Annotated in this window: 17 protein-coding genes and 4 pseudogenes; 9 read left to right on the top strand and 12 right to left on the bottom strand. The window is 71.0% G+C overall.

The features are described from left to right. The 3 genes from BJ965_RS00100 to BJ965_RS00090 are packed head-to-tail and all read right to left on the bottom strand — an operon-like array spanning position 1 to position 3,474. On the bottom strand, positions 1 to 1,002 hold the full coding sequence (locus tag BJ965_RS00100; protein ID WP_184906748.1) for an AAA family ATPase: 1,002 nt from the start codon (positions 1,000 to 1,002) through the stop codon (positions 1 to 3). Beyond that, entirely contained in the window at positions 999 to 3,161 is a 2,163-nt protein-coding gene (locus BJ965_RS00095; protein ID WP_184906747.1) for a VMAP-C domain-containing protein, read from the bottom strand. The genes BJ965_RS00100 and BJ965_RS00095 overlap by 4 nt, the downstream gene beginning before the upstream one ends. A gap of 1 nt (position 3,162) precedes the next feature. Further along, complete coding sequence (locus BJ965_RS00090; protein ID WP_184906746.1) at positions 3,163 to 3,474, bottom strand: trypco2 family protein; 312 nt, start codon at positions 3,472 to 3,474, stop codon at positions 3,163 to 3,165. Between the two features lie 165 nt (positions 3,475 to 3,639). Here BJ965_RS00090 and BJ965_RS00085 point away from each other — a divergent pair, with 165 nt between their 5' ends. Beyond that, positions 3,640 to 5,202 carry a type I restriction-modification system subunit M gene (locus tag BJ965_RS00085; protein WP_313666664.1) on the top strand — a complete coding sequence of 521 codons (1,563 nt, stop codon included), beginning with the start codon at positions 3,640 to 3,642 and terminating at the stop codon, positions 5,200 to 5,202. A gap of 244 nt (positions 5,203 to 5,446) precedes the next feature. On the opposite strand, the gene BJ965_RS00080 is transcribed toward BJ965_RS00085, so the two are convergent. Further along, complete coding sequence (locus BJ965_RS00080) at positions 5,447 to 5,611, bottom strand: hypothetical protein (RefSeq protein ID WP_246545794.1); 165 nt, start codon at positions 5,609 to 5,611, stop codon at positions 5,447 to 5,449. A gap of 73 nt (positions 5,612 to 5,684) precedes the next feature. Here BJ965_RS00080 and BJ965_RS00075 point away from each other — a divergent pair, with 73 nt between their 5' ends. The 3 genes from BJ965_RS00075 (at position 5,685) to BJ965_RS00065 (ending at position 7,736) form a co-directional block, all read left to right on the top strand. Then, on the top strand, positions 5,685 to 6,527 hold the full coding sequence (locus tag BJ965_RS00075; protein ID WP_184906745.1) for an aldo/keto reductase: 843 nt from the start codon (positions 5,685 to 5,687) through the stop codon (positions 6,525 to 6,527). Between the two features lie 26 nt (positions 6,528 to 6,553). After that, complete coding sequence (locus BJ965_RS00070) at positions 6,554 to 7,180, top strand: NAD(P)-dependent oxidoreductase (RefSeq protein WP_184906744.1); 627 nt, start codon at positions 6,554 to 6,556, stop codon at positions 7,178 to 7,180. Between the two features lie 79 nt (positions 7,181 to 7,259). Continuing rightward, a complete protein-coding gene (locus tag BJ965_RS00065) occupies positions 7,260 to 7,736 on the top strand; it encodes a tautomerase family protein (RefSeq protein WP_184906743.1) in 477 nt (158 codons plus the stop codon). A gap of 49 nt (positions 7,737 to 7,785) precedes the next feature. Here the strand turns inward: BJ965_RS00065 and BJ965_RS00060 are convergent, their stop codons facing one another. Beyond that, a complete protein-coding gene (locus tag BJ965_RS00060) occupies positions 7,786 to 8,376 on the bottom strand; it encodes a TetR/AcrR family transcriptional regulator (protein WP_184906742.1) in 591 nt (196 codons plus the stop codon). Between the two features lie 122 nt (positions 8,377 to 8,498). Here BJ965_RS00060 and BJ965_RS00055 point away from each other — a divergent pair, with 122 nt between their 5' ends. Genes BJ965_RS00055 through BJ965_RS00045 form a run of 3 tightly spaced genes read left to right on the top strand, consistent with a single transcriptional unit; the run spans position 8,499 to position 10,684 of the window. Beyond that, positions 8,499 to 8,930: a tautomerase family protein gene (locus tag BJ965_RS00055; protein ID WP_184906741.1), complete on the top strand. Its 432-nt coding sequence runs from the start codon at positions 8,499 to 8,501 to the stop codon at positions 8,928 to 8,930. Further along, positions 8,923 to 9,933 carry a zinc-dependent alcohol dehydrogenase gene (locus BJ965_RS00050; protein ID WP_184906740.1) on the top strand — a complete coding sequence of 337 codons (1,011 nt, stop codon included), beginning with the start codon at positions 8,923 to 8,925 and terminating at the stop codon, positions 9,931 to 9,933. The genes BJ965_RS00055 and BJ965_RS00050 overlap by 8 nt, the downstream gene beginning before the upstream one ends. 46 nt (positions 9,934 to 9,979) lie before the next feature. Further along, the gene (locus BJ965_RS00045) at positions 9,980 to 10,684 is read left to right on the top strand and encodes a PaaI family thioesterase (protein WP_184906739.1); all 705 of its coding nucleotides are present in this window, start codon (positions 9,980 to 9,982) and stop codon (positions 10,682 to 10,684) included. Between the two features lie 123 nt (positions 10,685 to 10,807). Here BJ965_RS00045 and BJ965_RS00040 read toward each other — a convergent pair. The 6 genes and pseudogenes from BJ965_RS00040 to BJ965_RS00020 form a co-directional block, all read right to left on the bottom strand. Then, positions 10,808 to 12,523, bottom strand: a pseudogene (locus BJ965_RS00040) (Helicase associated domain protein); the annotation flags it as partial. 228 nt (positions 12,524 to 12,751) lie between these two features. Beyond that, positions 12,752 to 13,719: pseudogene (locus BJ965_RS00035) on the bottom strand (TniB family NTP-binding protein). 86 nt (positions 13,720 to 13,805) lie between these two features. Next, entirely contained in the window at positions 13,806 to 15,605 is a 1,800-nt protein-coding gene (locus tag BJ965_RS00030; RefSeq protein ID WP_313666663.1) for a Mu transposase C-terminal domain-containing protein, read from the bottom strand. Positions 15,606 to 15,681: 76 nt separating this feature from the next. Next, positions 15,682 to 15,930: a hypothetical protein gene (locus BJ965_RS40035; protein ID WP_313666662.1), complete on the bottom strand. Its 249-nt coding sequence runs from the start codon at positions 15,928 to 15,930 to the stop codon at positions 15,682 to 15,684. Further along, positions 15,927 to 16,682 (bottom strand): TnsA-like heteromeric transposase endonuclease subunit, encoded by a 756-nt coding sequence (locus tag BJ965_RS00025; RefSeq protein ID WP_184906738.1) that lies wholly within the window; start codon positions 16,680 to 16,682, stop codon positions 15,927 to 15,929. The genes BJ965_RS40035 and BJ965_RS00025 overlap by 4 nt, the downstream gene beginning before the upstream one ends. Before the next feature lie 160 nt (positions 16,683 to 16,842). Beyond that, positions 16,843 to 18,147 carry a DNA-binding protein gene (locus BJ965_RS00020; RefSeq protein WP_246545793.1) on the bottom strand — a complete coding sequence of 435 codons (1,305 nt, stop codon included), beginning with the start codon at positions 18,145 to 18,147 and terminating at the stop codon, positions 16,843 to 16,845. 332 nt (positions 18,148 to 18,479) lie between these two features. Between BJ965_RS00020 and tap the strand changes: the two are divergent. Further along, positions 18,480 to 20,731 (top strand): annotated as a pseudogene (gene tap, locus BJ965_RS00015) (telomere-associated protein Tap). 12 nt (positions 20,732 to 20,743) lie between these two features. After that, positions 20,744 to 21,298: pseudogene (tpg, locus tag BJ965_RS00010) on the top strand (telomere-protecting terminal protein Tpg). A gap of 118 nt (positions 21,299 to 21,416) precedes the next feature. On the opposite strand, the gene BJ965_RS40030 reads toward tpg, so the two are convergent. Beyond that, a complete protein-coding gene (locus BJ965_RS40030) occupies positions 21,417 to 21,659 on the bottom strand; it encodes a helicase associated domain-containing protein (RefSeq protein WP_313666661.1) in 243 nt (80 codons plus the stop codon). Positions 21,660 to 21,829: the final 170 nt, after the last annotated feature.

Raw genomic sequence — 21,829 nt, 5'->3', positions numbered from 1 at the left:
TCACACGGCTCCGCCGAGCCGGTGCAGGACGGCTTCGAAGAGGGAGCTGGCGTCGAGGCCGATGCCGCCCTTGCGGAGGAACACGGCGTTGAGGAGCTGGTCGGTGGCGAGTTCGCCGGAGGCGCGGCGGTCCAAGAACTCCTGCAGCAGGTCGTCGACGCCGTCGAGGGCGTCCGCGCCGAAGTGGGCGGAGACGATGTCCCGGAGGCGCTTCTCGTCGGGTTCGGGGAGTTCGAGGCGGACGCAGCGCCGGAGGAAGGCGGCAGGGAACTCGCGTTCGCCGTTGTTGGTGATGATCACGACGGGGAACTCCTGGCACCGGATCCGGCCGCGCGTAACTGCGGCGGGATGGTCGGGGTCGTCGGTCTGGACGTGCACCGGCGCGTGGTCCTCCGGGAGGCGTGCGAGTTCCGGGATCACGAACCATCCCTCCTCGAAGACCGTGAGGAGGTCGTTGGGGAGGTCGATGTCCCCCTTGTCCAGTTCGTCGACGAGCAGCACCCGGGGGCGTTCCCGGGGGACGAGGGCGTTGCCCAGGGGGCCGAGCCGGACGTAGTGGCCGATGTCGGGTTCCTCGCCGTCGGCGTTGCGGCGCAGGCTGGCTTCACGGAGCCGGCCGACGGCGTCGTACTCGTACAGCGCGTCCCGCAGGGTGGAGCGGCTGTTGACGGGCCACTGCAGGACGCGGCCGAGGGTTAGTTCGTGGGCGACGGCGTGGGCCAGGGAGGATTTGCCGGTGCCGGGGTGTCCTGTGACCAGGAGTGGTCGGCGCAGGTGAAGCGCGGCGTTCACGACATCTGCTTCCTCGGGACCGATGAGGTAGGGCCGGGACGATGCGGTGGCGTGTTCCTCGGCCGCGTCCTCCGGGTCGAACCGCCGCCACGGCGGCGCTGGGGGGAAAGGCGTCCGCCGCGGTGTGCCGTCACCGCTGAAGAGGCGCCAGTCGGCGTCCTCGGGCCGGGTCCGGGGGTCTGGGGCGGCCGCGGGCTCCGGGGTCGTCATGGCGCGTGGGTTCCTTTCCGTGGGTCGCTGAAGTGCAGCGGCTCGGGCGCGGGGTACCGGCCGTCCTGTTCCCAGACAAGGGAGGGGCGGGCCGCCCGTTCGCCCGGGTAGGCGAAGGAGCTGCTCCTGAAGGCCCGCACGCGCTCGGGGAGATCGTCGGGCCGGCCGGTGGGGCGGAGTTCGTGGAGCCGTTCGCTGTCTTCGTACGAGGCGGCGGCGCGGTCCCAGAGAACGACGGGGACTCCCATGGCGAGGCAGATCTGCAGCCAGGTCGCCCGTTCCTCGGCGGGGCCGTTGAGGACCACCTGGGCGGCGTCACGGTGCTCGCCCTGCAGGAGGTGCCTCAGCTGGTTGCCGTTGCGGCAGGCCGGGTCGGTGACGAGGGTCTGCGCGGGGCCGCTCTGCCAGCGGCGTCGCTGGTCCTGGGCCCGCTGGGGCCGGTAGTCGGACATGTCGGGGCAGCTCAGGGTGACGCGGTACTCCGCTCCGAGGGGTTGCCCGGGCATGATGTCGTCGGCCGCATCCGGCTGCCATTCGTCGACCGCGAGGTGGAGCTCCGTGCGGTCGACGACGACGGTCACCCACGGCACGTGGTCCCCCTGCCCAGGTTCCGTGGCGGTGGCGGCGACCGCGTCCCTCAGCCGGCGGGCGGCTTCCTCGGGGGTCTTCGGTACCGTCCTGGCGTCGTGGAGCACGGTCTGCGAGCCGTCGTCGCCGGCCAGCAGGATCCGGCAGCGGTACAGTTCCTCGCTCGTGGAGTCGTCCCTCTTCAGCTCCATCACCACCCGCGACACCGGCGATGTCGGCCGGTGTGCCCAGGCGGAGGCGTCCACGCGCCTCTCGCGCAGAGCGACCGAGTGGATGCCGAGCCGCCGGGCCGTCTCCTCGGACCAGGAGCGGAGCCTGGCCGCGACCTCGTGGGCGGAGGCGGCCGCCACGTACTCGACGAGGCGAAGGAGCGCGGGTACCGATGGGGTGCCCTCCGGGACTCTTTCGCTGTCGGAGAGCACCTCCAGCTCCTCGACCAGGCCGCCGAGGTCCTGCTCCGAGACGGTGGGGCGGGTGAGGCTCTCGGGCAGGACGGTGTAGCGCAGGGCCTCGCGGGCGGCTCGGGGCAACAGTGTTGGGTGTTCCTTGCAGACGCTACGCAGCAGGTCGAGCAATCCGTCGTACTCGTGCGGGGACAGCAGGGACACTCCGTCGAGGACGCGCGCCCGCATGAGAAGGTCGGTGAGGTTGGCACGAGCCCGTTCGTCTGTGCAGGAGGCGGCGAGGCTGCTGCCGAGCGTGGCTAATGCACGAGGGTGCGTCGCGAGGAGGGCGGCGAGGTCCGGGACGGTGGGCTCGTACAGGGCGGCCTCGTAGCCGAGTTCACGCGCGAGTTCTCGTGCGTAGGCCCTGCGGGTGCCCGGGTCGGCGAGCAAGGGCCTGAGCAGGGTGACCAGTTCGCGTTCGGTGGCCGAGCACGCGCCGGCGGGGCCGGCCTTCGGCGGGGCCGCGCCGATGTCGATCAGGCGGGGCGGGCTTTCGGGGTGTCCGGCGAGGTGAGCCGCGAAGCCGCTGTCCTCGACGAAGGCGCGGGCGGGGACCGCGCGCAGGCGCCGGTTGGCGAAGAACCGGTCGTCGTGGACGACGACTCCGACGAGGTGGTCGTCGCAGAAGACGGCTGCTCCCGAAGCTCCTCCCCAGGCCTTCTCGCCGTCGGTCCCGACGGCCGGAGCGGGTCCCTGGTCGAGGACGTAGTACTCCCCGGAGCCGGAAAGGGGTGCAAGGACGCCGCGCAGGTGCTCGGGGTCGCGGGTGCTGCCCGCGGTGGCCCGGGGGAAGCCCAGCCCTTCGTAGCGCAGTGGCGCTCTGCCCACGGGCCGGCCCCAGCGGACCGAGCCCTCGATGTCCGCCGCCTCCTCGACGCGCAGGAGCGCGACGTCCAGCCCTTGCGGGTGGTGCCACAGCAGCTCTGCCTTGACACTGGGTGCTTCGCCGTAGCAGGGGTGTCCCACACGGACGCGGATCTCGGGCCAGGGCTCTTCGGTGGCCCAGTTCACGAGGACGTGGCGCGCGGTGAGCACGAGCCGTGGAGCGATCAGGTAGCCGGTGCCGACGCTGTAGCGCGCGCCAAGGGTGCCGCCGTGGATCAGCGCCAGCCTGCGCTCATCCACGTCAATCGTCCCAGGACCCGGATTCGTCGTCGCTGATCTGGGGGTTGGTACCTCCGGCGGCGCGGTCCCGGATCGCCAGCTTGAGCTTCAGCCGGTGGGTCCGGACGGTCGCGTGCTCGCCGCCCGCGCCGACGACGGCCACGCCGAAGGTCAGCCGGCCGTCGGCTTTGCCGCTGTCGCGCAGTTCGAGCAGGAGCTCTAGTTCCGCTTCCTCGACGGTGAAGGCGAACTGCTGGTCCTTCCCGAGGTCCTGCGCCACGTACAGCTCCTGCCGCAAGTCGTCGATGGCCTCGGCCAGACTGATCGCCAGCATCTCGTCTCCCCCGCCCCCGGGTCCCGCACCCTGTTGTCGGGCCACGTTACAGCGACCCCAGGGCACCTCCAAGCCGGATCGTGGAGAATCGGGCGGGCGGGCCGCCGTACCGGCGGGGGACCGCGGCCACCGGGGCTACGACGGTCGGAGGGAGGGGCAACTCCTGTGGAAACGCGAGACTCGACGCCTGACAAAGAGGCGGAGCCGATCGACACCCCGGACCGCGCTGGCACGCTTCAGGAAGCGCTCTGGAAGGCAGTCGACAAGCTGCGGGGCTCCGTCGACGCCGCCGACTACCGGGAGCTCGTCCTCGGGGTCTTCTTCCTGCGGTACGTCTCCGATGCATTCGACCGGCGCCGTGCGGAGCTGGCCCGCGAACTTGAGGCGGACGGGGTCTCGGAGGACCGTTTCGACGCGTTCCTGGATGACCCCGACGCGTACGCGAGCGCCCGGGTCCTGTGGGTTCCGGAGACGGCCCGCTGGACGTGGATCACCTCTCACGTCAAAAGCCGACACCTCGTCGCGGTTCTCGACGGGGCGATGGCCGCGATCATGCGGGAGCACACGTCCCTGGCGGGGGCCCTGCCTCGGAACTTCCACGACGGTGTCGACACGAAGAGCCTGGCGGGACTCGTCCAAGTGGTGGACGAGACGCGTTTCACCGAGACCCAGGGACGGCCGACGGGGGACGTACTCGCCGACGTGTACGAGTACTTTCTTGTCAGCTTCGCGCGCGCTGAGGGCCGACGCGGCGGCGAGTCCCTCACGCCGCGGTCGGTGGCCCGGCTGGCCGTGGAGCTCCTGGAGCCATACGAGGGTCGGCTGTACGACCCGGCGTGCGGCTCGGCAGGCATGCTCGTGGAGGCGGCCCGGTTCGTCGAGACCCGACGGGGAACAGCGCACCTGGATGACCTCGTGGTCTACGGCCAGGAGATCAACGAGCAGGCTTGGCGACTCGCCAGGATGAACCTCGTCGTACACGGAGTCGAGGGAGACCTGGGCGCCCGCTGGGGCGACACCCTCGCCGACGACCGGCACCCCGGCCTGGAAGCCGACTTCGTGCTGAGCGTCCCGCCCTTCAACATGTCGCACCGGGCACTCAACGAAACCGACCCGAGATGGCGATACGGCGTCCCGCCGCGTGACGGCGCCAACTACGCCTGGCTGCAACACGCCCTGGCCAAGCTGGGACCGTATGGGACTGCGAGCGTCGTCCTAGCCAACGGCTCCCTGTACGCGAAGAGCGGGTGCGGGATCCGCCGGGCGATGGTGGAGGACGACGTCGTGGCCTGTGTGGTCGCGCTTCCACCTCGCCTCTTCCATACAACCCAGATCCCGGCCTGCCTCTGGATCCTGACCAAGGACAAGGGCCCGCAGGGCACGCGGGGGTCGGTGGACCGGCGAGGCCAGATCCTGTTCGTCGACGCTCGCGAGGCGGGCACGCTCCACGGCCGGACGGAACGCGTCCTCACCGAGGCCGATCTCGCGAGGATCGCCGGGACCTACCACGCCTGGCGGGGCACACTGTCGGCAGGGGGAAAGCGGGCCGCGTACCGCGACGAGCCCGGCTTCTGTGCCTCCGTCGGCCTGGAGGCCGTACGGCACCACGGGTACGACCTGACGCCGTCGCGGTACGTGCTCCACGCCCCGGTCGGCTCCGCGACCCAGGATGACCGGCGGGGCGAGCTCCAGGCTCTAACGAGGAACCTGGACGTGCTGTTCGACTGACCGGGCGCCCGACCCGGTCCCGCGCGCTGCCGGACCACCACCGTCGTCACCCCTGTCGACCTCACCGCCACGATCCCGGTCGCGACGTTCGTCCCCGTCGCCGCCCCGGCTGCTCACCGGTTGAGGCGGATGCGCGGCTCCCAGACGAACTCGAGGTCGTCCAGCAGGGTCTCAGTGATGGTGACCATGTTCCCGGCTGTTCACTGGGGCGGCCGCGCCTGATTCGCCGCCGTGGGTGCGGGGACTATCCACGGATCGTGATGGGGTTGGCGGCCGCCGCCTCGCGCGCGCCGGGCCAGGTGTCGAGGTCGCGGGCGACGTTGACCCATTCCGTGTCGTCGGACTCCGTCAAGGGCTTGAGCCGCGTCCAGAGCTCAACATCACCGCGAAGCATCATGACCTGTGGCATGCGTTCATTGTGCGGGTGGCAGCAACATGCCACGCTCTCGTCGGCTGGTGCCGGGCCGTACAGGCTCAAGCCCATGAGCAACAGATTCCGCCTCGGCGGCGACCTGGACGTCAACCGGCTCGGATTCGGCGCCATGCGCCTGCCGTCCAAGGACGGTATGGGCGGCCCCGCCCGCGACCCCGAGGCCGGCCGTGCCGTGCTGCGGCGTGCCGTCGAACTCGGGGTCGACCACATCGACACCGCCGACTTCTACGTCAGCCACGACGGTGCGGTGCGTGCGAACAGCCTGATTCGCGAGGCGCTGTACCCCTACCCGTCCAACCTGGTCATCGCGACCAAGGTGGGCCCGATCATCCGTCCCGACGGCCTCCACCAGGGCACCCCGGCCGACATGCGCGGCCTTGTCGAAGCCAACCTCACCGGCCTGGGCGTGGACCGGCTCGATCTCGTCTATCTGCGCATCGGGGCGATGACACCCCCGCACGGCGAGTCGCTCGCCGAACGCTTCGAGGCGCTCGCCGCGCTGCGCGAGGAGGGCCTGATCCGGCACCTCGGCCTCAGCAACGTCGACACCGGCCATCTCGCGGAGGCCCGCGCCATCGCACCTGTCGCCGCCGTACAGAACCACGCCGCCCAGTCTGACGACGCGGACGTCATGGCCGCCTGCCAGGAGTCCGGCATCGCTTTCGTGCCCTTCTTCCCTGTCGGCGGCGGTCGGGAACTCGACGACGAGCGTCTCGCGAAGGTGGCGGCCCGGCACCGCGCCACCGTCCCCCAGATCGGCCTCGCCCGGCTGCTGGCCTCCTCCCCGGTGGCCCTGGCCATCCCGGGCACGGGATCCCTCCCGCACCTGGAGGACAACATGGCCGCCGCCGTGATCACCCTCACCGACGACGACCTCGCCGACCTGTCCTGACATCGCACACGAAAGAAGCCCCTGCCATGAAGCTGCTGATCCTCGGCGCGACCGGTCCCACCGGTCGTCATGTCATCGACCTGGCGGTGCGATCCGGTGACTCGGTCACGGCCTTCGTCCGCAACCAGGCGGCCCTGGGTGATCTGGCCGAGCGGGTCACGCCGGTCACCGGCGACGCCACCTCACACCGCGACCTCGCCGCCGCCGCGGCCGGGCACGACGCGCTCGTCTCCGCGCTCGCCAGGGGAAATTCGGTGCGCGCCGACGGCCTCTTCACGCGCGCCTCGGCGGCCGTGATCGGCGCAGCCGGGGAAGTGGGTGTCTCCCGCCTGGTGTGGCTGTCGTCGTTCGGTGTCGGCGACACCTTCCACTGGTCGAGCACCACACAGAAGCTGATCTACAGCACGCTGCTGCGGTCGATCTACGCCGACAAGGAGATCGCGGACGAGAGCATCCGCTCCAGCGGGCTGGACTGGACCGTGGTCTACCCCACCAGGCTGACCCACGGCCCCGCCATGGGCACCTACAGGGCGGACGGCCGGCTGCCGATGAAGGGCAACCCGACGATCAGCCGCGCGGACGTCGCCGCCTTCATGCACCAGGCAGCACACGGCAGCGAGTGGATCAACCGCGCCGCCGTGATCTCGGACTGAGTGTCCGCACTCCGAGTATGACAGTCGTTATAGACGGGTGTAGCCTCGGACTCTATAACGCCTGTCATAGGAGGATGTCGTGACGATCATTACCGTGAACGCCCCCAGGGGACGCCTCGGCCTTGAGCAGCGCCGTGAGCTGGCCGAGACGCTGACGGACGCGGTGCTGGTGCCCGAGGTGGGACAGCCTGCTCCGGCCGCCCGCGTCGGGTTCCAGGTGCACTTCGGCGAGCGCGAGCTGGACATGATGGCCATCGGCGGACGGCTGCTTTCGGACGCCGGCCAGGAACTCGACGTGATGGTGATCGACATCGCGGTCATGGACGCCGCCTGGCAGCCGGACGTACGAGGCCAGGTCATCGAGCGCGTCCTGGCCGCGCTGGCGGAGTCCTGCGGACTGGAGAAGCCGTCACCGACGTGGTGGGTCAACTTCCGCGTGATCGACGAGGGCAGCTGGGGCTCGTCCGGGGGCGTGCTGTCCGTCCTCCCGCTCCTTGAGAGCGGTGTGTTCACGGAGGAGAGGGCCAAAGCCGTCCGTGCCGCGCTGGGCACCTGAAGTCGACAGCGGCGGTTCCAGGCGTGCACGGAGCCCTGCCCCTGCCCGGTCAGCCCTTGATCGCGGCGAGGACGAGGGCCTGCAACTGCTCCGCGGTGCGGTCCAGGGGCTGAGTGCTGCGCTTGGCGCGGCACATGGCCACGGTCCCCTCGACGGCCGCGACGACGAGGGTGGCGAGCTGGGCCGCCTGCTCACGCTCGGCGCCGTGCTCGCGCAGCGAGTCGGCCAGCAGGCTCTCCCAGGCGTCGAAGACGTCGGCTGCGGCTACCAGGGCGGCCGGCGTCTCGTCCGTGGGCGGCTCCTCGATGGAGACGGCGAGAACCGGGCAGCCCGCCCGGAAGTCACTGTCGACGACGATCTTGCGCCACAGGCCGAGGAACGCCCGCAACCCGGCGACCGGCCCCGCCTCCAGCTCCTTGCGCAGACGGCGCGCGACCCACTCGCCCGTGTAGCGGACGGCCTCGGTGGCCAACTGCTGTTTGCCTTCGGGGAAGTAGTGGTACGTCGAGCCGAGCGGCGCCCTGGCGTGCTTGGCCATCTCGCGGATGCTCGTCGCGTTCAGACCGCGCCGGCTGATCATGTCGGCCGCGCCGGCCACGATCCGCTCGCGCGCCGCCGGGCTGGGCTTGGTCACGTACATGATCCCTTCTGACCCCACTGGATATAACAGCCGTCATAGTCTAGCGTGACCGACACTTATAACGACCGTCATAGACCTGTGTCGAACGACAAGAAGACGAACGAAACAAAGCGAGGTATGCCATGCCGATGATCCGGCTCACCGCCCCGGCCGCCGCCCTGACCGCACAAGGCCGCCAGAGCATCCAGCATGACCTCGCGGCGGTGCTGCTGCGCTGGGAGGGCGCACCCGACACGGCGTTCTTCCGCGCCCAGGCGTGGAGCTACCTCACCGAACTGCAGGAAGGCGCCCAGACCACCGCCGAGGACGACGCGCCGCGCTTTTTGGTGGAGGTCACCGTCCCACAAGGAGCCCTGTCCGAGCGCCGCAAGGCGGGCCTGGTCGAGGAGGCGACGAAGACCGTCCTGGCCGCAGCCGGCCTCGGCCGGGACGACGCCCCGCGGGTGTGGGTGCTTGTGCACGAGCAGCCCGACGGCACCTGGGGTGCGGGCGGCTCCGTCATCCGCTACGCCGACCTGGTGGCACTGGCGAAGGGACAGAGCACCGATGCGTGAACTGACCTACATCGCCAGGCGCACCGTCGAGTGGCGCGAGGCACCCGACCCTCGACTCCAGTCCGATGGACAGGCGATCGTCGCCCCGGTGGCCGCCACCTCCTGCGACGTCGACTCCTCCATCCTGGCCGGTCACGGCTTCATCGACCCACCGTTCGCCCTCGGCCACGAATGCGTCGCCCGGGTCGTCGAGACCGGCGACGCCGTCACCACCGTCGCAGCCGGCGACCTGGTCGTCGTCCCCTGGTCCATCAACTGCGGCACCTGCGAGCGATGCCGGGCCGGACTGACCGCGCACTGCACCGCCGTCCCCTACATGGCGATGTACGGCGCACCGATCGGCGGCACTTGGGGCGGGCTCTTCTCCGACCTGGTCCGCGTGCCCTACGCCGACGCCATGCTCGTCCCGCTACCGGCCGGCCTCGACCCGGTCGCCATGGCCTCCGCCAGCGACAACTGGTCCCTGGCCTGGCGCCTGGTCGCCCCGCACCTCAAGGCCCGCCCCGGAGCACGCGTCCTGGTCGTCGCCCGCGGCAGCATCGGCCTGTACGTGTGCGACATCGCCCGCGCCCTCGGCGCCTCCGACGTGCTCTACGTCGACCCCGACCCCGAACACCGCGCCCTGGCCCGCGCGTTCGGGGCCGCCACCGCCGAGACCCTGGATCCGATTTCCCAGGGCTACGACATCGCCGTCGAGGCCACCGGCCGCGTCGACCAGCTCGCCCTCGCCGTCAAATCCCTGGCTCCGGAGGGGATCTGCGAGTCGGCGGGCAACCATTTCCTTCCCGGTGAACTGCCCCTGCTCGACATGTACCTCACCGGCGTCACCCTGCGCATCGCCCGCGACAACGTACGCGCCCACATCCCCGACGCCCTCGAACTCGCCGCCTCCGGCAAGGTCGCCCCCGAGAAGGTCGTCTCCCACGTCATCGACTGGGAGGACCTGCCGACCGCGCTGCCGGAGAAGCACCTGAAGCCGGTCTTCGTCCGGACCGATGACTGACCCCACCCGGCCCGTACCCCACCAGCCCACCCCACCGAGAAAACCGATGCACACTTCCCTCACCGACCCGCCGCCCACTGGCACTGCCACCGACCCCACGCGAGCGACAGCCGAGGAAGAGGAACTGGAAGACCAGAAGGCGGCGATCACCCACCTCGGCCACGAACTGCGCGCCCTGGTGGAAGCCACCGTCCGCACCGCCGCCTCCCCGGACACCCTCCACCGTGTGGCGGACGGCGTCCGTGCCGTCACCAGCCAGCTGACGGGCCGACGGCGGTCGCGGGCGGAGATCCCCGAGGTGGACGAGTTCCCCACAGGGACACGTATCTACAGCCCTGTGACCGGGGCCGGGAGCCCGCTGGCCCCGCCCGTACAGGTGAAGCCCACCGCCGACGGCCTGGTGGGTCACTGCACGCTCGGCATCGCCCACGAAGGGCCGCCCGGCTACGGCCACGGCGGCATGAGCGCCATGCTCCTGGACGAACTCATGGGCCGTGTCTGCGCAGCAGCGGGAACGCCCGGCCTGACCGTCTCCCTCCAGATGCGCTACCACCGCCCGGTCCCACTGGAGACACCTCTGCGGATCCTCGCCCGCGTCACCGGCACGGACGGCCGCAAGATCTTCGTGAGCGGGTCGATCACCACCCAGACAGACCCTGACGCGAACCTCGTCACGGCCGACGGGGTCTTCATTGCTCCCGACCTCCACCGCACTCGCACCCTGTTCCCGGGGCTGCAAGCCGAACGGTAACCAGCCGGGCACACGGCGTATCCCCCGCCAAAAGTTGCCGGCGGAACGGATCCAGCACACAACCCCATTGCCTCCTGGGCCAACAGCACGCCCACCTCCGGTCCTGCCCCACCGTCGGCACCGTTACGCCCACTGCATGCCCAGCTTCCGCAGTGCGGCGCGCTGCTCCGCGGTGAGCTTGTCCCGCCTTGCGCGGGTGTTCGATACCCATACGCCCAACTTGATGACCACCGGCTCGGCCTCGCCGCCGACCGCGATCTGTTCACTGTGGCCCCTCGGCACGGGCCGGTGGGCGCCTTCCCGTTCAACCCATTGCGCGAGGGCGGCAAGTCCGAGCTGGAAGGCCTGCTGCGCCTTGCCCGGCTTCGTCGTGCGGGTGACAGACGGGGCTGGAGACGGCGGCTGGACGGGCTTCAAGCCCAGCTGGGACAGCCGTTCCTGCTGCTCGTTGGACAGCAGCTTCCAGGTGCTGGCCTCGCGTTGCCGCTCCAGCCACCGTCCGATGTCGTCGCCGTCCATGAGCACGCCGGGCTGGATGTCGGGCAGCACCCCACCCGGCTCGTCCTCGGCGAGGTCGGCGAGGTGGCGGTAGTGGCGTTGCCAGTCCAGTGGCCAGGGGCAGTTCCAGTCCGGGTCGATCGCGGCCAGCTGCTTCGCGCGCTGTGCCGCCCGCTCCGGGTCCTTGCCCAGGCCACCCTTCCGGCGCAGGTTGGCCATGTGCTGGCCAACCGGCACCATCGCCTCGCCCTCGCCCCACACCGCGTCCTGACGCGGAGCGAGGTGCCCCATGGCCCGCCGGTAGGACCGGAGCGCGGCGAGCTTGTTCTCCCATGCCTCCTCGCCCGGCTCCCACACCATCCCGGCTTCCGGCAAGTCCAGCAGGGTCTTGCGCCGCTCCTCCAGCTCTCCGGCCCGCAGCGCCTTCCTCTGCTGGTGGACCCAGCGCCCGAGTGGGAAATCCTTCGTGACCCCTACTTCGACCTCGACGTCGTAGGGAACGGCGTAGAGGCCGGTGATCTCGTTCTCCTTCCGCCAGCGGAGCAGGGCCTGGTAGCCCTCCAGCCACACCAGCGACTCCGGCCGGTAGACCCGTGTGCGCAGGAACGCCGCGATGGTCGCCGCGTCGCGCGGGCTGGAGAAGTGCAGCAGGGCCGCTTCGGCGGCGGCCTGCGTGTCGTCCTCCTGGTCCTCGCCGTCGTCCTGGCCGCCAACCCCGACGATCTGCCCGTCCTCGTCTCGACGGACGTGGACCTTGCGCTTGCCGCTCGTGAGCGCCCTGGAGGCGAGCTGCTCGACCAGACGTTCGCCATGCGAACGCAGGCCCTGAAGGACGGCGACAAGGGGGCGGAACGAGACGCTGGCGACCATGTCCGCCGGGTCCTCGCCGGGCTCCAGGAACACCGGCACGATGATCCTGGCCACCTTCGTGGACCCGTCCTTGTTGAGCCGGAGCGCGCGGCCGATGTTCTGCACGATCTCCACCTGCGAGCCGCGGGTGTCCGCGAAGCAGACGGCCTCCACACCCCGCTCGCCGGTGATGTCGACCCCTTCCCCGAGGACGCGAACGCTGGCGAGGAAGGCGCGGTGGACTCGGCGGCCGGCCGTGTCGATGCCGTTGGCGAACTGGCGCAGGACCTCGCGCCGCTCGGCCACGAGGTGGTCGCCGCACAGCCATGCCGACCACACCCGGTCCGGGGGTACGTGGCGGCTGGCCTCGAGTTCGTAGAACTTCGCGTCGATCGAGGACTTAGGCAGCTTGTCGGCGGCGGCCAGGTCGTCGTCGGAGGCGTCGTTCATGTACAGCTCGGCTGCCGTCTCGGGCAGCTTCTCCGCTAACGCTCGGAGGGGGGTTTGTTGGTGGGTCGGGTGTTTGTTGGCCTGGGGTGTTGTGGGTTTGTTGAGAGGCGGGGTGGGTGGTTGGGGCGGGGTGGGCGGGGTGTGTGAGCTGGGCTTATGTGTTGTGTGTGTGGGGGGTGGCTCGGTTGGTTTGTAGGTAGTTCTAGCGTGTAAAGACTCGGTTGGTGTTTGTGCTGGTCAGCGCTGTTTTGCCTGGTTGGTGGGTCGGGGTTAGCGGTTGCGGGTGGGGCGGTTGTGTTGTTCGGCGAGGTGGTCGAGTTGTAGCGCGTCGAGGGTGGTTTTGGTGATGCGTTCGGTGCCGTCGCAGATGGCGGTGATGGCTGCTTGGCGGATGAGGCGGGTGAGGGATCCGATGCGGCCGGCGGTGCGCTGGTGGAGGTAGGGGGCGTGCCGGAGGAGGGTGCCGGGTTTGTGGTGGTGGAGGTCGAGGGCGTTTTCGATGTCGGTGATGACGTCGCGGAAGGGTTGGCGGGTGCCGTGGCGGGCGGGGAGGGGGCCGCAGGTGATGAGCGTGGCCCGTCCGGCGAGCTGAGCGCCGCGCGTCCCGCTGAACAGGGGGGTGTCGGTGACGTTGATGCCGGCGTAGACGAAGGTGGCGGGGAGGCGTTCGGTGAGGTCTTTGATCAGGTCGGCGGTTTGGGCGCCGGTGGTGGTGCGGGGGTTGAGGCGGTGGATTTCGTCGATGAGGACGAGTTGGACGCCCGCGGTGGTGTAGGTGTGGCTGACGGCGTCGGTGATCTGGGTCTGGGTCATGCGGGTGGTGACGGGGATGCCGAGGTAGCGGGCGAATTCGGTGATGAGGGTTTTCGCGGTGGCGCCGGGAGGGACCAGGACGTACGCCACGGGGGCCGCGGCGTGGGCTGATCCGGGCGGTGCGGGGTTTTTGCGGGTGTGGGCGAGGTGGCAGGCGCGGCCGACGTTGAGCAGGGCGGTGGTTTTCCCGGCTGCGGCGGGTCCGGTGACGATGAGGGAGGGCCGTGCGGTGGTCTGCTGGTGGCGGCCGAGGATCATCAGGGTGCGGACCTGGGTGGCGAGCTGGCTGATGGCGGGGTGCGGATGGTGACGAACGCGGAGTGGTAGGCGAGGCGTTCCTCAAGGCTGCGGGGCGGGTCGTCGGGCTGGGGCGGGGCGGGCGGGTTGGTGGTGGCGAAGCGGTGCCAGCCCCGCCAGGTGGTCAGGGGCCAGGACGGCTCGGCCGTACCCTCGCTGCCCGCGTCGGCGGGTGCGCTGCTCGGGTACTGCGCTGCGGGGTGGGGGCGGGTGTTCACCACTTGTCGGCTTCCTCGTGTGCGTCGTAGAGCCCGAATCCTTCGGCCGCGGCGGGGCGGGTGTCGTCCTCGGGGAGGTCGTCGAGGTCGTCGGTGCTGTCGTCCTCGCCGTGCTGCGCCGACTCTCCGTGCTGCGCCGGCTCGCCGGTTATGGGGCCGGTGGCGTATTGCGGGTGCCGTGCGGCGGCAATGGGCAGTGTGGTGGCGCGGGCGAGGAGGGCTTGTTCGGTGGTGGTGGCGTGGCCGCTGTGGACGCGGCGCATGAGCTGGTCGAGGGCGTCGGCGAGGCCGGCTTCATGCTGCTGGCTGTCGTCGTGGTTGTTGTGGTGGGCGTGGGTGCGGATGTGCTGCCAGGTGTGGTCGTTGAACGGCTGGTGGACGTGGTCGCGGTGGATCCAGGGGATTTCGGTGAGCTCGCCGTCGGGCAGGCGGATCCAGATCTGGCGGACGTCGTGGGGGTTGTAGTGGATTTCCCATTTCCTGCCCCGGCCGGCAACGGGGGAGGCCTGGCCGCGGTAGGGGGCGAGGAGATCGTGGTCGTAGGTGCGGTGGTGGATGGTGATGCCGGCGGGGGTGATGGCCTGCCAGCGCACGGGCAGCAGCTCGAGGTAGTCGCTGCCGGTGAGCGGGACGGGCACGTACCCGGCGACGGCGACCAGCGCGGCCCACATCTGGTTGGGGGTGAGGGCCTTTTTCGGCATCATCGGTTGGCGCAGGCCTTCGTGGGGCCGGTGGTGGTAGTGCACCAGCCATTCGTCGAGCAGGTCCTGGAGCTGGGGGACGCTGTAGCAGGTGTCTTTCTCGGTGTCGGGGCCGCGGCGGGTGACGTCGGATCCGGTGTAGCCGGGCAGGTGCTGGCAGAACAGGGCGTTGATGGTGCCGAACGTCCGCTCGACGATGCCTTTGGCGGTGGGAGCGCGCGGCGGGGCGGGCTGGACGCTGATGCCGAGGTGTTCGCAGGCGGCGGTGAACGCGGCGGAGACGAAAACTTCGCCGCGGTCGACGACGATCGTCTCGGGCAGGACGAAGGGCCGGGCCGCCGCGGCGGCCAGTCGCGCATCCAGCGCGGCCAGCCGCTGGTGGGGGAGTGCGGGGGCGTGGTCCATGCGCAGGATGTCCGGCCAAGTGGGGCGGGCGGGGTGCGGGACGGCCATCTCCGCCAGCAGCAGGGCGGCGTCCACGGCCTTGGTCGCACTCGGGCACAGCACGGCGGCGAGGATGGCACGGGTGGCGACGTCGACGGCAATGGTCAGTTCGGGCCGGGCCAGATGCCCGTCGTCGAAGAGGGCCAGGACGTCCAGGCGGGTGGTGTCGACCTGGACCTGCTCGCCGGGCCGCAGTGCCGTAGCCGGGGTGAACGCCCGCCCGTCGACGCTCGCCGGTACGTGCCGGACGGGTCCGGAGGGCAGTTCGCCGGGCCGGGCGAGATTGGTGACGAGCCGGTACAGCTTGGCCTGGGACGGCGCGGGCACCGTGCCGGGGCCGTGCCGGTCCTCGAGGATCTGGTTGATCAGCGGGAACAGGCCGTTGATGGTGCCCTTGGAGCGGCCGCGGCGGCGGCGCAGCGCTTCGCGGACGGCGGCGACGACCCGCTCGTCGGCCCGGCCGGTGGGGCTGGAGGCGCGGGTGGTGCGGTGGTCGAGCAGCCCCCACAGGCCTTGCTTGCGGTAGGCGAGCCGCATGCGCTGCACCGTGGTGCGCGAGACCCGGCCGAATCCGAGCGCGGTCAGCTCCTGGGCCTTGGCCTGCTCCCGTTCGGCCAGCGTGTACCGCTCGGGGTCGTACTGCTCGCGCACTGCTCCTTCGCTGCCGGGCCCGCCAGGCAGGCCGCATTCGACTTTCCTGACGTGTCGTTGCCAGGCCAGCGCCTTCTCACGCGCCGCGGCAGGGGGCGGTCTCGAACAGCCCCCACTGCGGTGCCGCCTGAGGCGCATCGGCCCCGACGACGGTGAAGCCGGGGTCGGCGAACAGGTGCCCGGCGAGCACGGCCTGGCCGCCGCCGTCCGGGCCGACGAGGTGGATGTCCTGTCCCGACAGGGCGACCACTTGCCACTTCGTGCCACGGAAGCGGATGTGAGCACCGACCTTCACGGCCGGCCGGGCATGGCGCCGCGCGCTCACCCGGCATCTCCGGTCTGGGGGCCGCTCCAGTCCCGCGGGCCGACGGGGACGCGTTCGTGCAGCGGCGTGTCCAGGCCGGCCGTCAGCTGTCCGTGCCACAGGGCGTGAAAGACGGCGGGCAGGACCTTGATGGGGTCGCCGGCCGCGCTGGCGCCTTCGATCAGCGGCCGCGGCCGCGTGAACGCCTCCAAGACAGCGGGCATCAGGCCGGGCTGGCCGGCGTTGCGGGGATGGCGGTAGCCGGCCAGCCATTTCAGGTTGGCGGCCAGTACGTCGTCGAGCGGTGTCAGGCGCCGGTAGCTCCAGCCGATGTGCGCGCACGCTTCCGCGACGGCCTTGGCGGCGCCCCGGGCGCGTTCGCCGTCGGCGCCCGCGTGGCTGGGACAGTCGGCGAGCAGCGCGGTGCCGTCGGTACGACGGGCGAAGAGCTGCGGCACCCAGGAGCGCACCTGCCCGCGGGGATTACGCCACAGCAGCCGCACCGGCCGCCCCGCCAGGCCGGTCACGTCCGGGTCGCGGTCCAGGACCATCAGCTGGGCGCGCATCGCGTTGGACCCGGCGGCTACGTGCCGCCCGGTGGTCGCCGACCACCAAAGTCCCGGCCCCCAGCGGCGTCCCGGGACCACCGGGAACGCCGATACCGGCGGCAGTTCCTCGAACGCCACGGTCATGGCGGCATCCGCCCACCGCTGCTGGACCGCCTGCCCCACTGGGTCAAGGAACACCGCCTCGAACCCGCTGCCCTGGTCCACGTCTGCCCGCCCTGCCCGGCTCCGGGGCCGGGCCGCTCCTGTGCTGGTCACCCGCGCCAGCCAAGCCGCTCCCGCCGGCACAGGCTCCCGTTTTCAGTATTTCTGCCACGAACGAGTGCCGTATCAGCTAACAGCCGACCTGCCCGTCGACGCATCGCTCTCAGCCGCCGGTCTCCTGCCTGCCCGCCGTCAGCATCTGCCTGAGCACCTCAACGGGCACGTCAACCCACCGGGCCACCTCCTCAAGCGGCACCCCGCCGTTCACCGCCGCCAGGGCGGTCCGTTTCCAGGCGTTCTCGATCAGGCCGGCACTGTGACCGAGCCCGCGCAGCAGCCGCCGGGCGACCTCGGCGGTCGGACCGGTCTGTACCCCGCGCAGCTGCAGCAGCTGCTCCTCGGCGCTGTCGATAGCGCTGGTGATCAGCCTGCGCTGCTCGGCGGGCACCGCAGCCCGCCACATCGTCCCCGAACCGGGCGCCTTCTTCTCCTTGCCCAGCACCCGCAGCTGCCCGGCCATGGTCGCGCTCTGGTGTTCCTGCCGCAGCCACCACGGGTCGTTGTCGTACCCGGGCGGCCCGCCGGCGCCGCGGCGAAGGCGGATCACGCTGCCCATCCACGCGATGAGCGGCCCGCCGTGGTCCGTCGCGGCCAGCGGCCCCAGCCACCCCCGCCCCAGCCGCTCACCGAGCCTGCGGCAGAACATCCCCTCGGCGGGCAGCGCCCGCGGCCGCCCGGCACCGCTGTCAGCCCACACCAGCTCGGCCATGGCCGGGTCCAGCAAAGCGTCGGCCACCGCCACCACCTCCGGGAAGACGACCGCGTCCCGCCCCACGATCCGCCACCGCTCCAGAGCACCGCCTGCATCCCCGCCCGCGACCTGGTGCAGGCGCCGCGGCCAGATCGTCTCCCGCTCCCACTGCAGGGCCTGCTCCCACCACCGGGCCACCACCGCCTGCGCCAGCGAGAACACCCGCTCCGACTCCGCACCGGCCCGCACCGCCCGCCGCGCCACACCGGCCCACCGCCGCTGCGCCGCCACAACCTCCGGCAGACCACGCAGATCGAGGTGCTCAAGAGGCTGGTTGGCGTCCGCGTCCAGCTGCCACCGCCCATGCCGAACACACGCCCGCTCCCACCGCGGCGCGTACCGCACCGCCCGCAGAGCCGTCCCCGTACGCCGGGCCGTACACAGCCGGCAGCCAAACGCCACCGGCCCGGCCACCGCGCCACCGATCCGCCACAGCCCCACCGGATCGCCATCCTCGGCGCGCAGCTTGGTGTCCCCTTCTTCCCAGGACGGCAACGCCCGTGCCAGCACGTCTTCCTCGACGCCGCATATGCCTGCCAGGAGCTGGCGTCCGGCTGCGTTCAGCAGCACCTCGGCGTCGGCCCGTGCGCCTCCGCCCTCGTGCCCAGGCGGGTAGTTGCGCCACTTCCAGCATGCCCGCAGCACCTTCGCTTCCATCCCGTAGCGGCTCGCGATGCGGCAGATCAGCGACGAGGTCGTCTCTCCCCCGTAGGGGAGCGGGCCGCAGTAGGCGGCGGGAGTGAGGGGTCACTCCACCACGGTCTCGTGTTCGCCGTCTCGGCGGGCGCTTTCGCACGGAGCTGTCTCTGCTAGTCCCCCCATCGGCTGCGGCGCACGGACCCCGCCGCGCGAGGACGGGGGGCGCAGGGCAGGACTCCAGCATCGGCGTCTACCTCAAACGCACTTCGTACGCGATGGGTACGTGCTTCGCACGCCAAACGTACGGTATCTGTACGGTCATGGGCTAGGGTGTTGCTCGGAGGTGTTCCATGTCCGAGTTGTTCGACGCGGTCGATGCGCTGGTTGCGTCCCGGTCTGTGCTGCCGCCGCCGGCGGAACGTAAGCGGCTGCGCCAGGCACACGGTCTGACGCTGGACGAAGTGGCCTCAGCCCTGGACGTTCGACGGGCAACCGTCAGTGGCTGGGAGGCCGGTAAGACCGAGCCCCGCCCGCCGGAACGCGAGGCGTACGCGCGACTGCTCGGCAAGCTCGCGGAGCTCTACCCCGCTGACCCCAACCCTGCGGCGCCCGCGAAGGACACGGCCGTTCCCGAGACGTTTGTGAGCGCGCCCGCCCCGGCTCCGCAGGCGCAGCCTGTGCCCACAGACGCGGCGCCCGAGGCTGCGGCCATGACGACCGGGCAGACGACCCGGACCCGCTCCGCCGACAACGCCGTGCCTCCGGCTGCGACATCGCGTCCGGCGCGCACCACCAGGACGACGTCGTCCGCGTCGCGACGCCCGGCCGCGAGGAAGGCGGCCCCGGCCGCGACCCCGGCGAGAGAGAGCGACTCGCGGTTTGAGAACGGGCCGCTGGCGGTCGTCGACGTCGACGCCGACGGCCAGGCATACGCGTACTGCGTCGGCGGCCTGGTCTTGGACGTGCCCGCCAAGGGCATCCCCTCCCTGGTGGAGTGGACGCTCAAGGAAGCCAGGCTCGGGGCGCCGAAGTTGTCCGGGCCGGGCAAGGACGCCGACCCGCTGCTCGTGCTCACCGAGGCCGCCCTCGAGCGCTACGGCCTCCCCGTCGCCCTCACCGAAGAGGAGCGGCATGCCGGGCGGATTCCCGAGGCCCACAAGGTCATCAAGCAACTGACCCGCGCCGACTGGAGGCTCACGAAGCGCGGGTTCGGGCCGTGGGCGAGGATCTACCGCCCGGCCCACGGTTCGGAGCGGGCCTGTGTGCAGTTGTGCATCCCGTCGTGGAACGCGCTGGACACCCGGCACTGGGGCCACGCCGCACAGCTCCCGCCAGCCGAACTCGCCCGCGTCCTGGGCATGTACGCATCGAGGGTGATGACGCCGCGCGGCTCAACGGCCGTGACCGGCCTGGAGCTGATGACGGCGCTGCACCCGCCGACCCGCGCCTCCGAGCCCGACGCGACGGGTAAGCGGCACTCCGAGCACAACCCCGGCTCGCTGGGCAAGGACCCGGTGGACTGCGCGCCGTGCGAGGCCCCCGACGGGCACCCGCTGCTCAAAGATCTGCCGCGGTTCCACGTGCGGGGACCTGCGGAGAAGCTGTTCGAGGAGGCGTACGACTGGGCGCGGCCGATGACGGATGCTGAGTGCACCCTCCTGCACCTGGTCGGCATCGACGTGAACGTGGCCTTCGCGGCGGGCGCCAACGGCCTGATCGTCGGCCTCGGTGCGCCGACGCACGTCAAGGCGCCGGTGTTCGACCCGAAGCTGCCCGGCTCGTGGCTGGTCGACCTGTCCCACGTCGACCTGTCCCGGGTGAAGGTCGGCAAGGACAAATGGGCGGACCTGGACGCCAGTCTGCTACCCAGCCCGTTCACGCCGAAGGGCGAGCGACCCGAGGGCCCGGCCTGGTACGCCACGCCCACCGTCGCGTACGCGGTGGAGCTCGGCTACGAGGTGCGCCCGATCGAGGCGTACGTCCGGTACGACAACGGCCGCTACCTGGACGGCTGGTACAACCGGCTGCGCGACGCCTATCTCGCCACGATGGCCGACCTCGGTGTGCACGCCGACATGGAGCCGGCCGACTTCCTGGCGGCGATGGACGGCTACAAGGAGCGTGCCCCGGAGCTGGCGATCGTCGTCTCGGCGGTCAAGGCGACGGTGAAGGGCGGCCTGGGCAAGCTGCGCGAGCGCCCGCGCGGTGAGGGCTGGAAGCCCGGGCAGCCGTGGCGGGCGCTGTCCCGTCCGACATGGCGGCCGGACATCCGCGCGGCGGTCATCTCCCGCACCCGGATCAACCTGCACCGCAAGATCGTCAAGCACGCGGCGTCCACCGGGCAGTACCCGGTCGCGATCCTGTCCGACTGCGTCGTCTACGCGGCCAACGGGCCGTCGCCGCTGGACTTCCTGCCCTACCGGGAGGGCAAGCCGCTGCCAGGCGGGTTCAAGCTCGGCATCAACCCGGGCTGGTCAAGTGGGAGGGCACTCAGAGCGTCCTGTGGGGCGAGGAGGTCCGCGAGCGGTTCAACGCCCCCGAACTCAACCTCGCCCGGTACATCAAGGACGGCACCGTCACCGACGTCGACAACGGAGAATAGGAGAGGGCGACGATGAGCCTGTTCGGACGGCCTGGAAGCCGCGGTGCACAAGGCGTTCACCCGCCCAGCGCCCAAGAGCGCACCCGCGCAGATGCGGTACCTGGTCAAGCAGCTCAAGAGCACCAAGCGGTCGCCCAGATGCTGCGCATCTCCCAGCGCACCGTCGAGCGGTACGTGAAGGACCAGATCAAAAAGCCTCGCCCCGACCTCGCCGCCCGCCTGGAGCGCGAGGTGAAGGCCCGCTGGCAGCCGCAAATCCGCGCCAAGGCCAAGCAGCGGGCGGCGACGACCGGCGGCATCGTCATCGACACCCGCGCCCGCCTCGGCTACACCGCGCCCATCGGCTCGACGGACCAGGACCGCCTCCGGCATCTGACCGTGGCGCTGCCGCCGCAGTACGCCGCCCGCCTCTTCGACGCCCAGGAAGCCGGCGCCAGCGACCAGCAGCTTCAGCAGATCGCCGCCGAAGCGCTCAAGGAGGTGTACTTCCAGGACAACGGCCGCCGCGCCGGACAGCTGGAGGAGGTCCGGTTCACCGACATCGAGCACCTCGAGTTCGACCTGTAGATCTCGCATCACCGCCCTCGAAGACGACCTGACCGCCGCCCGCACCATCCTCCGCAGGATGATCCGTGCCGAAAAACTTTCGGTGAGCGAACATGGCATCGCCAGCAAAGGGACAGAATCATGTCCAGCGCATGCCGATGGCGGACAGCTGTTCGATCCGGTCCGGCGACAGCGTCGCGGCTCTGGATCTCTGATTCCCGACCCATGCGCCGAGTCGGAGCTGGCGCTGCTCCTGGTCCTCGTCGTTGCCGTTGTTCCTGTCGCCGTGGGATGACGATCTGTTCGATGTGTTTGCGGGGGTACGCGCAGGTGCCCTTCGCGTTCGTAGTACTGCTTGGCGGCGGCGTAGTTGAGGGCCCACTTGTCGGCCTGCGAGGTGCGCGACTTCGGCTTCTCGTCGTCAGGGGCGGCCTCGATGCCGAGGATGTGCTCGCACATCCACTGCTGCACGGTGGTGAGCTTGTCCCAGCCGAGCCGGACCCCCCGCACCCACCGTCCGAGGTCTTCGCCCTGGTGCACGACGGTGCCCGG

Source organism: Streptomyces luteogriseus, from assembly GCF_014205055.1.
GTDB classification, from domain to species: domain Bacteria; phylum Actinomycetota; class Actinomycetes; order Streptomycetales; family Streptomycetaceae; genus Streptomyces; species Streptomyces luteogriseus.
This window is presented reverse-complemented; position numbering and strand designations above follow the sequence as displayed.

What these genes read in the sequence shown, in the direction of transcription:
- BJ965_RS00100 (WP_184906748.1), bottom strand. Translation starts at nt 1,002, where the DNA reads ATGACGACCCCGGAGCCCGCGGCCGCCCCAGACCCCCGGACCCGGCCC.
- BJ965_RS00045 (WP_184906739.1), top strand. Translation starts at nt 9,980, where the DNA reads ATGCACACTTCCCTCACCGACCCGCCGCCCACTGGCACTGCCACCGAC.
- BJ965_RS00070 (WP_184906744.1), top strand. Translation starts at nt 6,554, where the DNA reads ATGAAGCTGCTGATCCTCGGCGCGACCGGTCCCACCGGTCGTCATGTC.
- BJ965_RS00075 (WP_184906745.1), top strand. Translation starts at nt 5,685, where the DNA reads ATGAGCAACAGATTCCGCCTCGGCGGCGACCTGGACGTCAACCGGCTC.
- BJ965_RS00050 (WP_184906740.1), top strand. Translation starts at nt 8,923, where the DNA reads ATGCGTGAACTGACCTACATCGCCAGGCGCACCGTCGAGTGGCGCGAG.
- BJ965_RS00020 (WP_246545793.1), bottom strand. Translation starts at nt 18,147, where the DNA reads ATGGAAGCGAAGGTGCTGCGGGCATGCTGGAAGTGGCGCAACTACCCG.
- BJ965_RS00080 (WP_246545794.1), bottom strand. Translation starts at nt 5,611, where the DNA reads ATGCCACAGGTCATGATGCTTCGCGGTGATGTTGAGCTCTGGACGCGG.
- BJ965_RS00090 (WP_184906746.1), bottom strand. Translation starts at nt 3,474, where the DNA reads ATGCTGGCGATCAGTCTGGCCGAGGCCATCGACGACTTGCGGCAGGAG.
- BJ965_RS00055 (WP_184906741.1), top strand. Translation starts at nt 8,499, where the DNA reads ATGCCGATGATCCGGCTCACCGCCCCGGCCGCCGCCCTGACCGCACAA.
- BJ965_RS00060 (WP_184906742.1), bottom strand. Translation starts at nt 8,376, where the DNA reads ATGTACGTGACCAAGCCCAGCCCGGCGGCGCGCGAGCGGATCGTGGCC.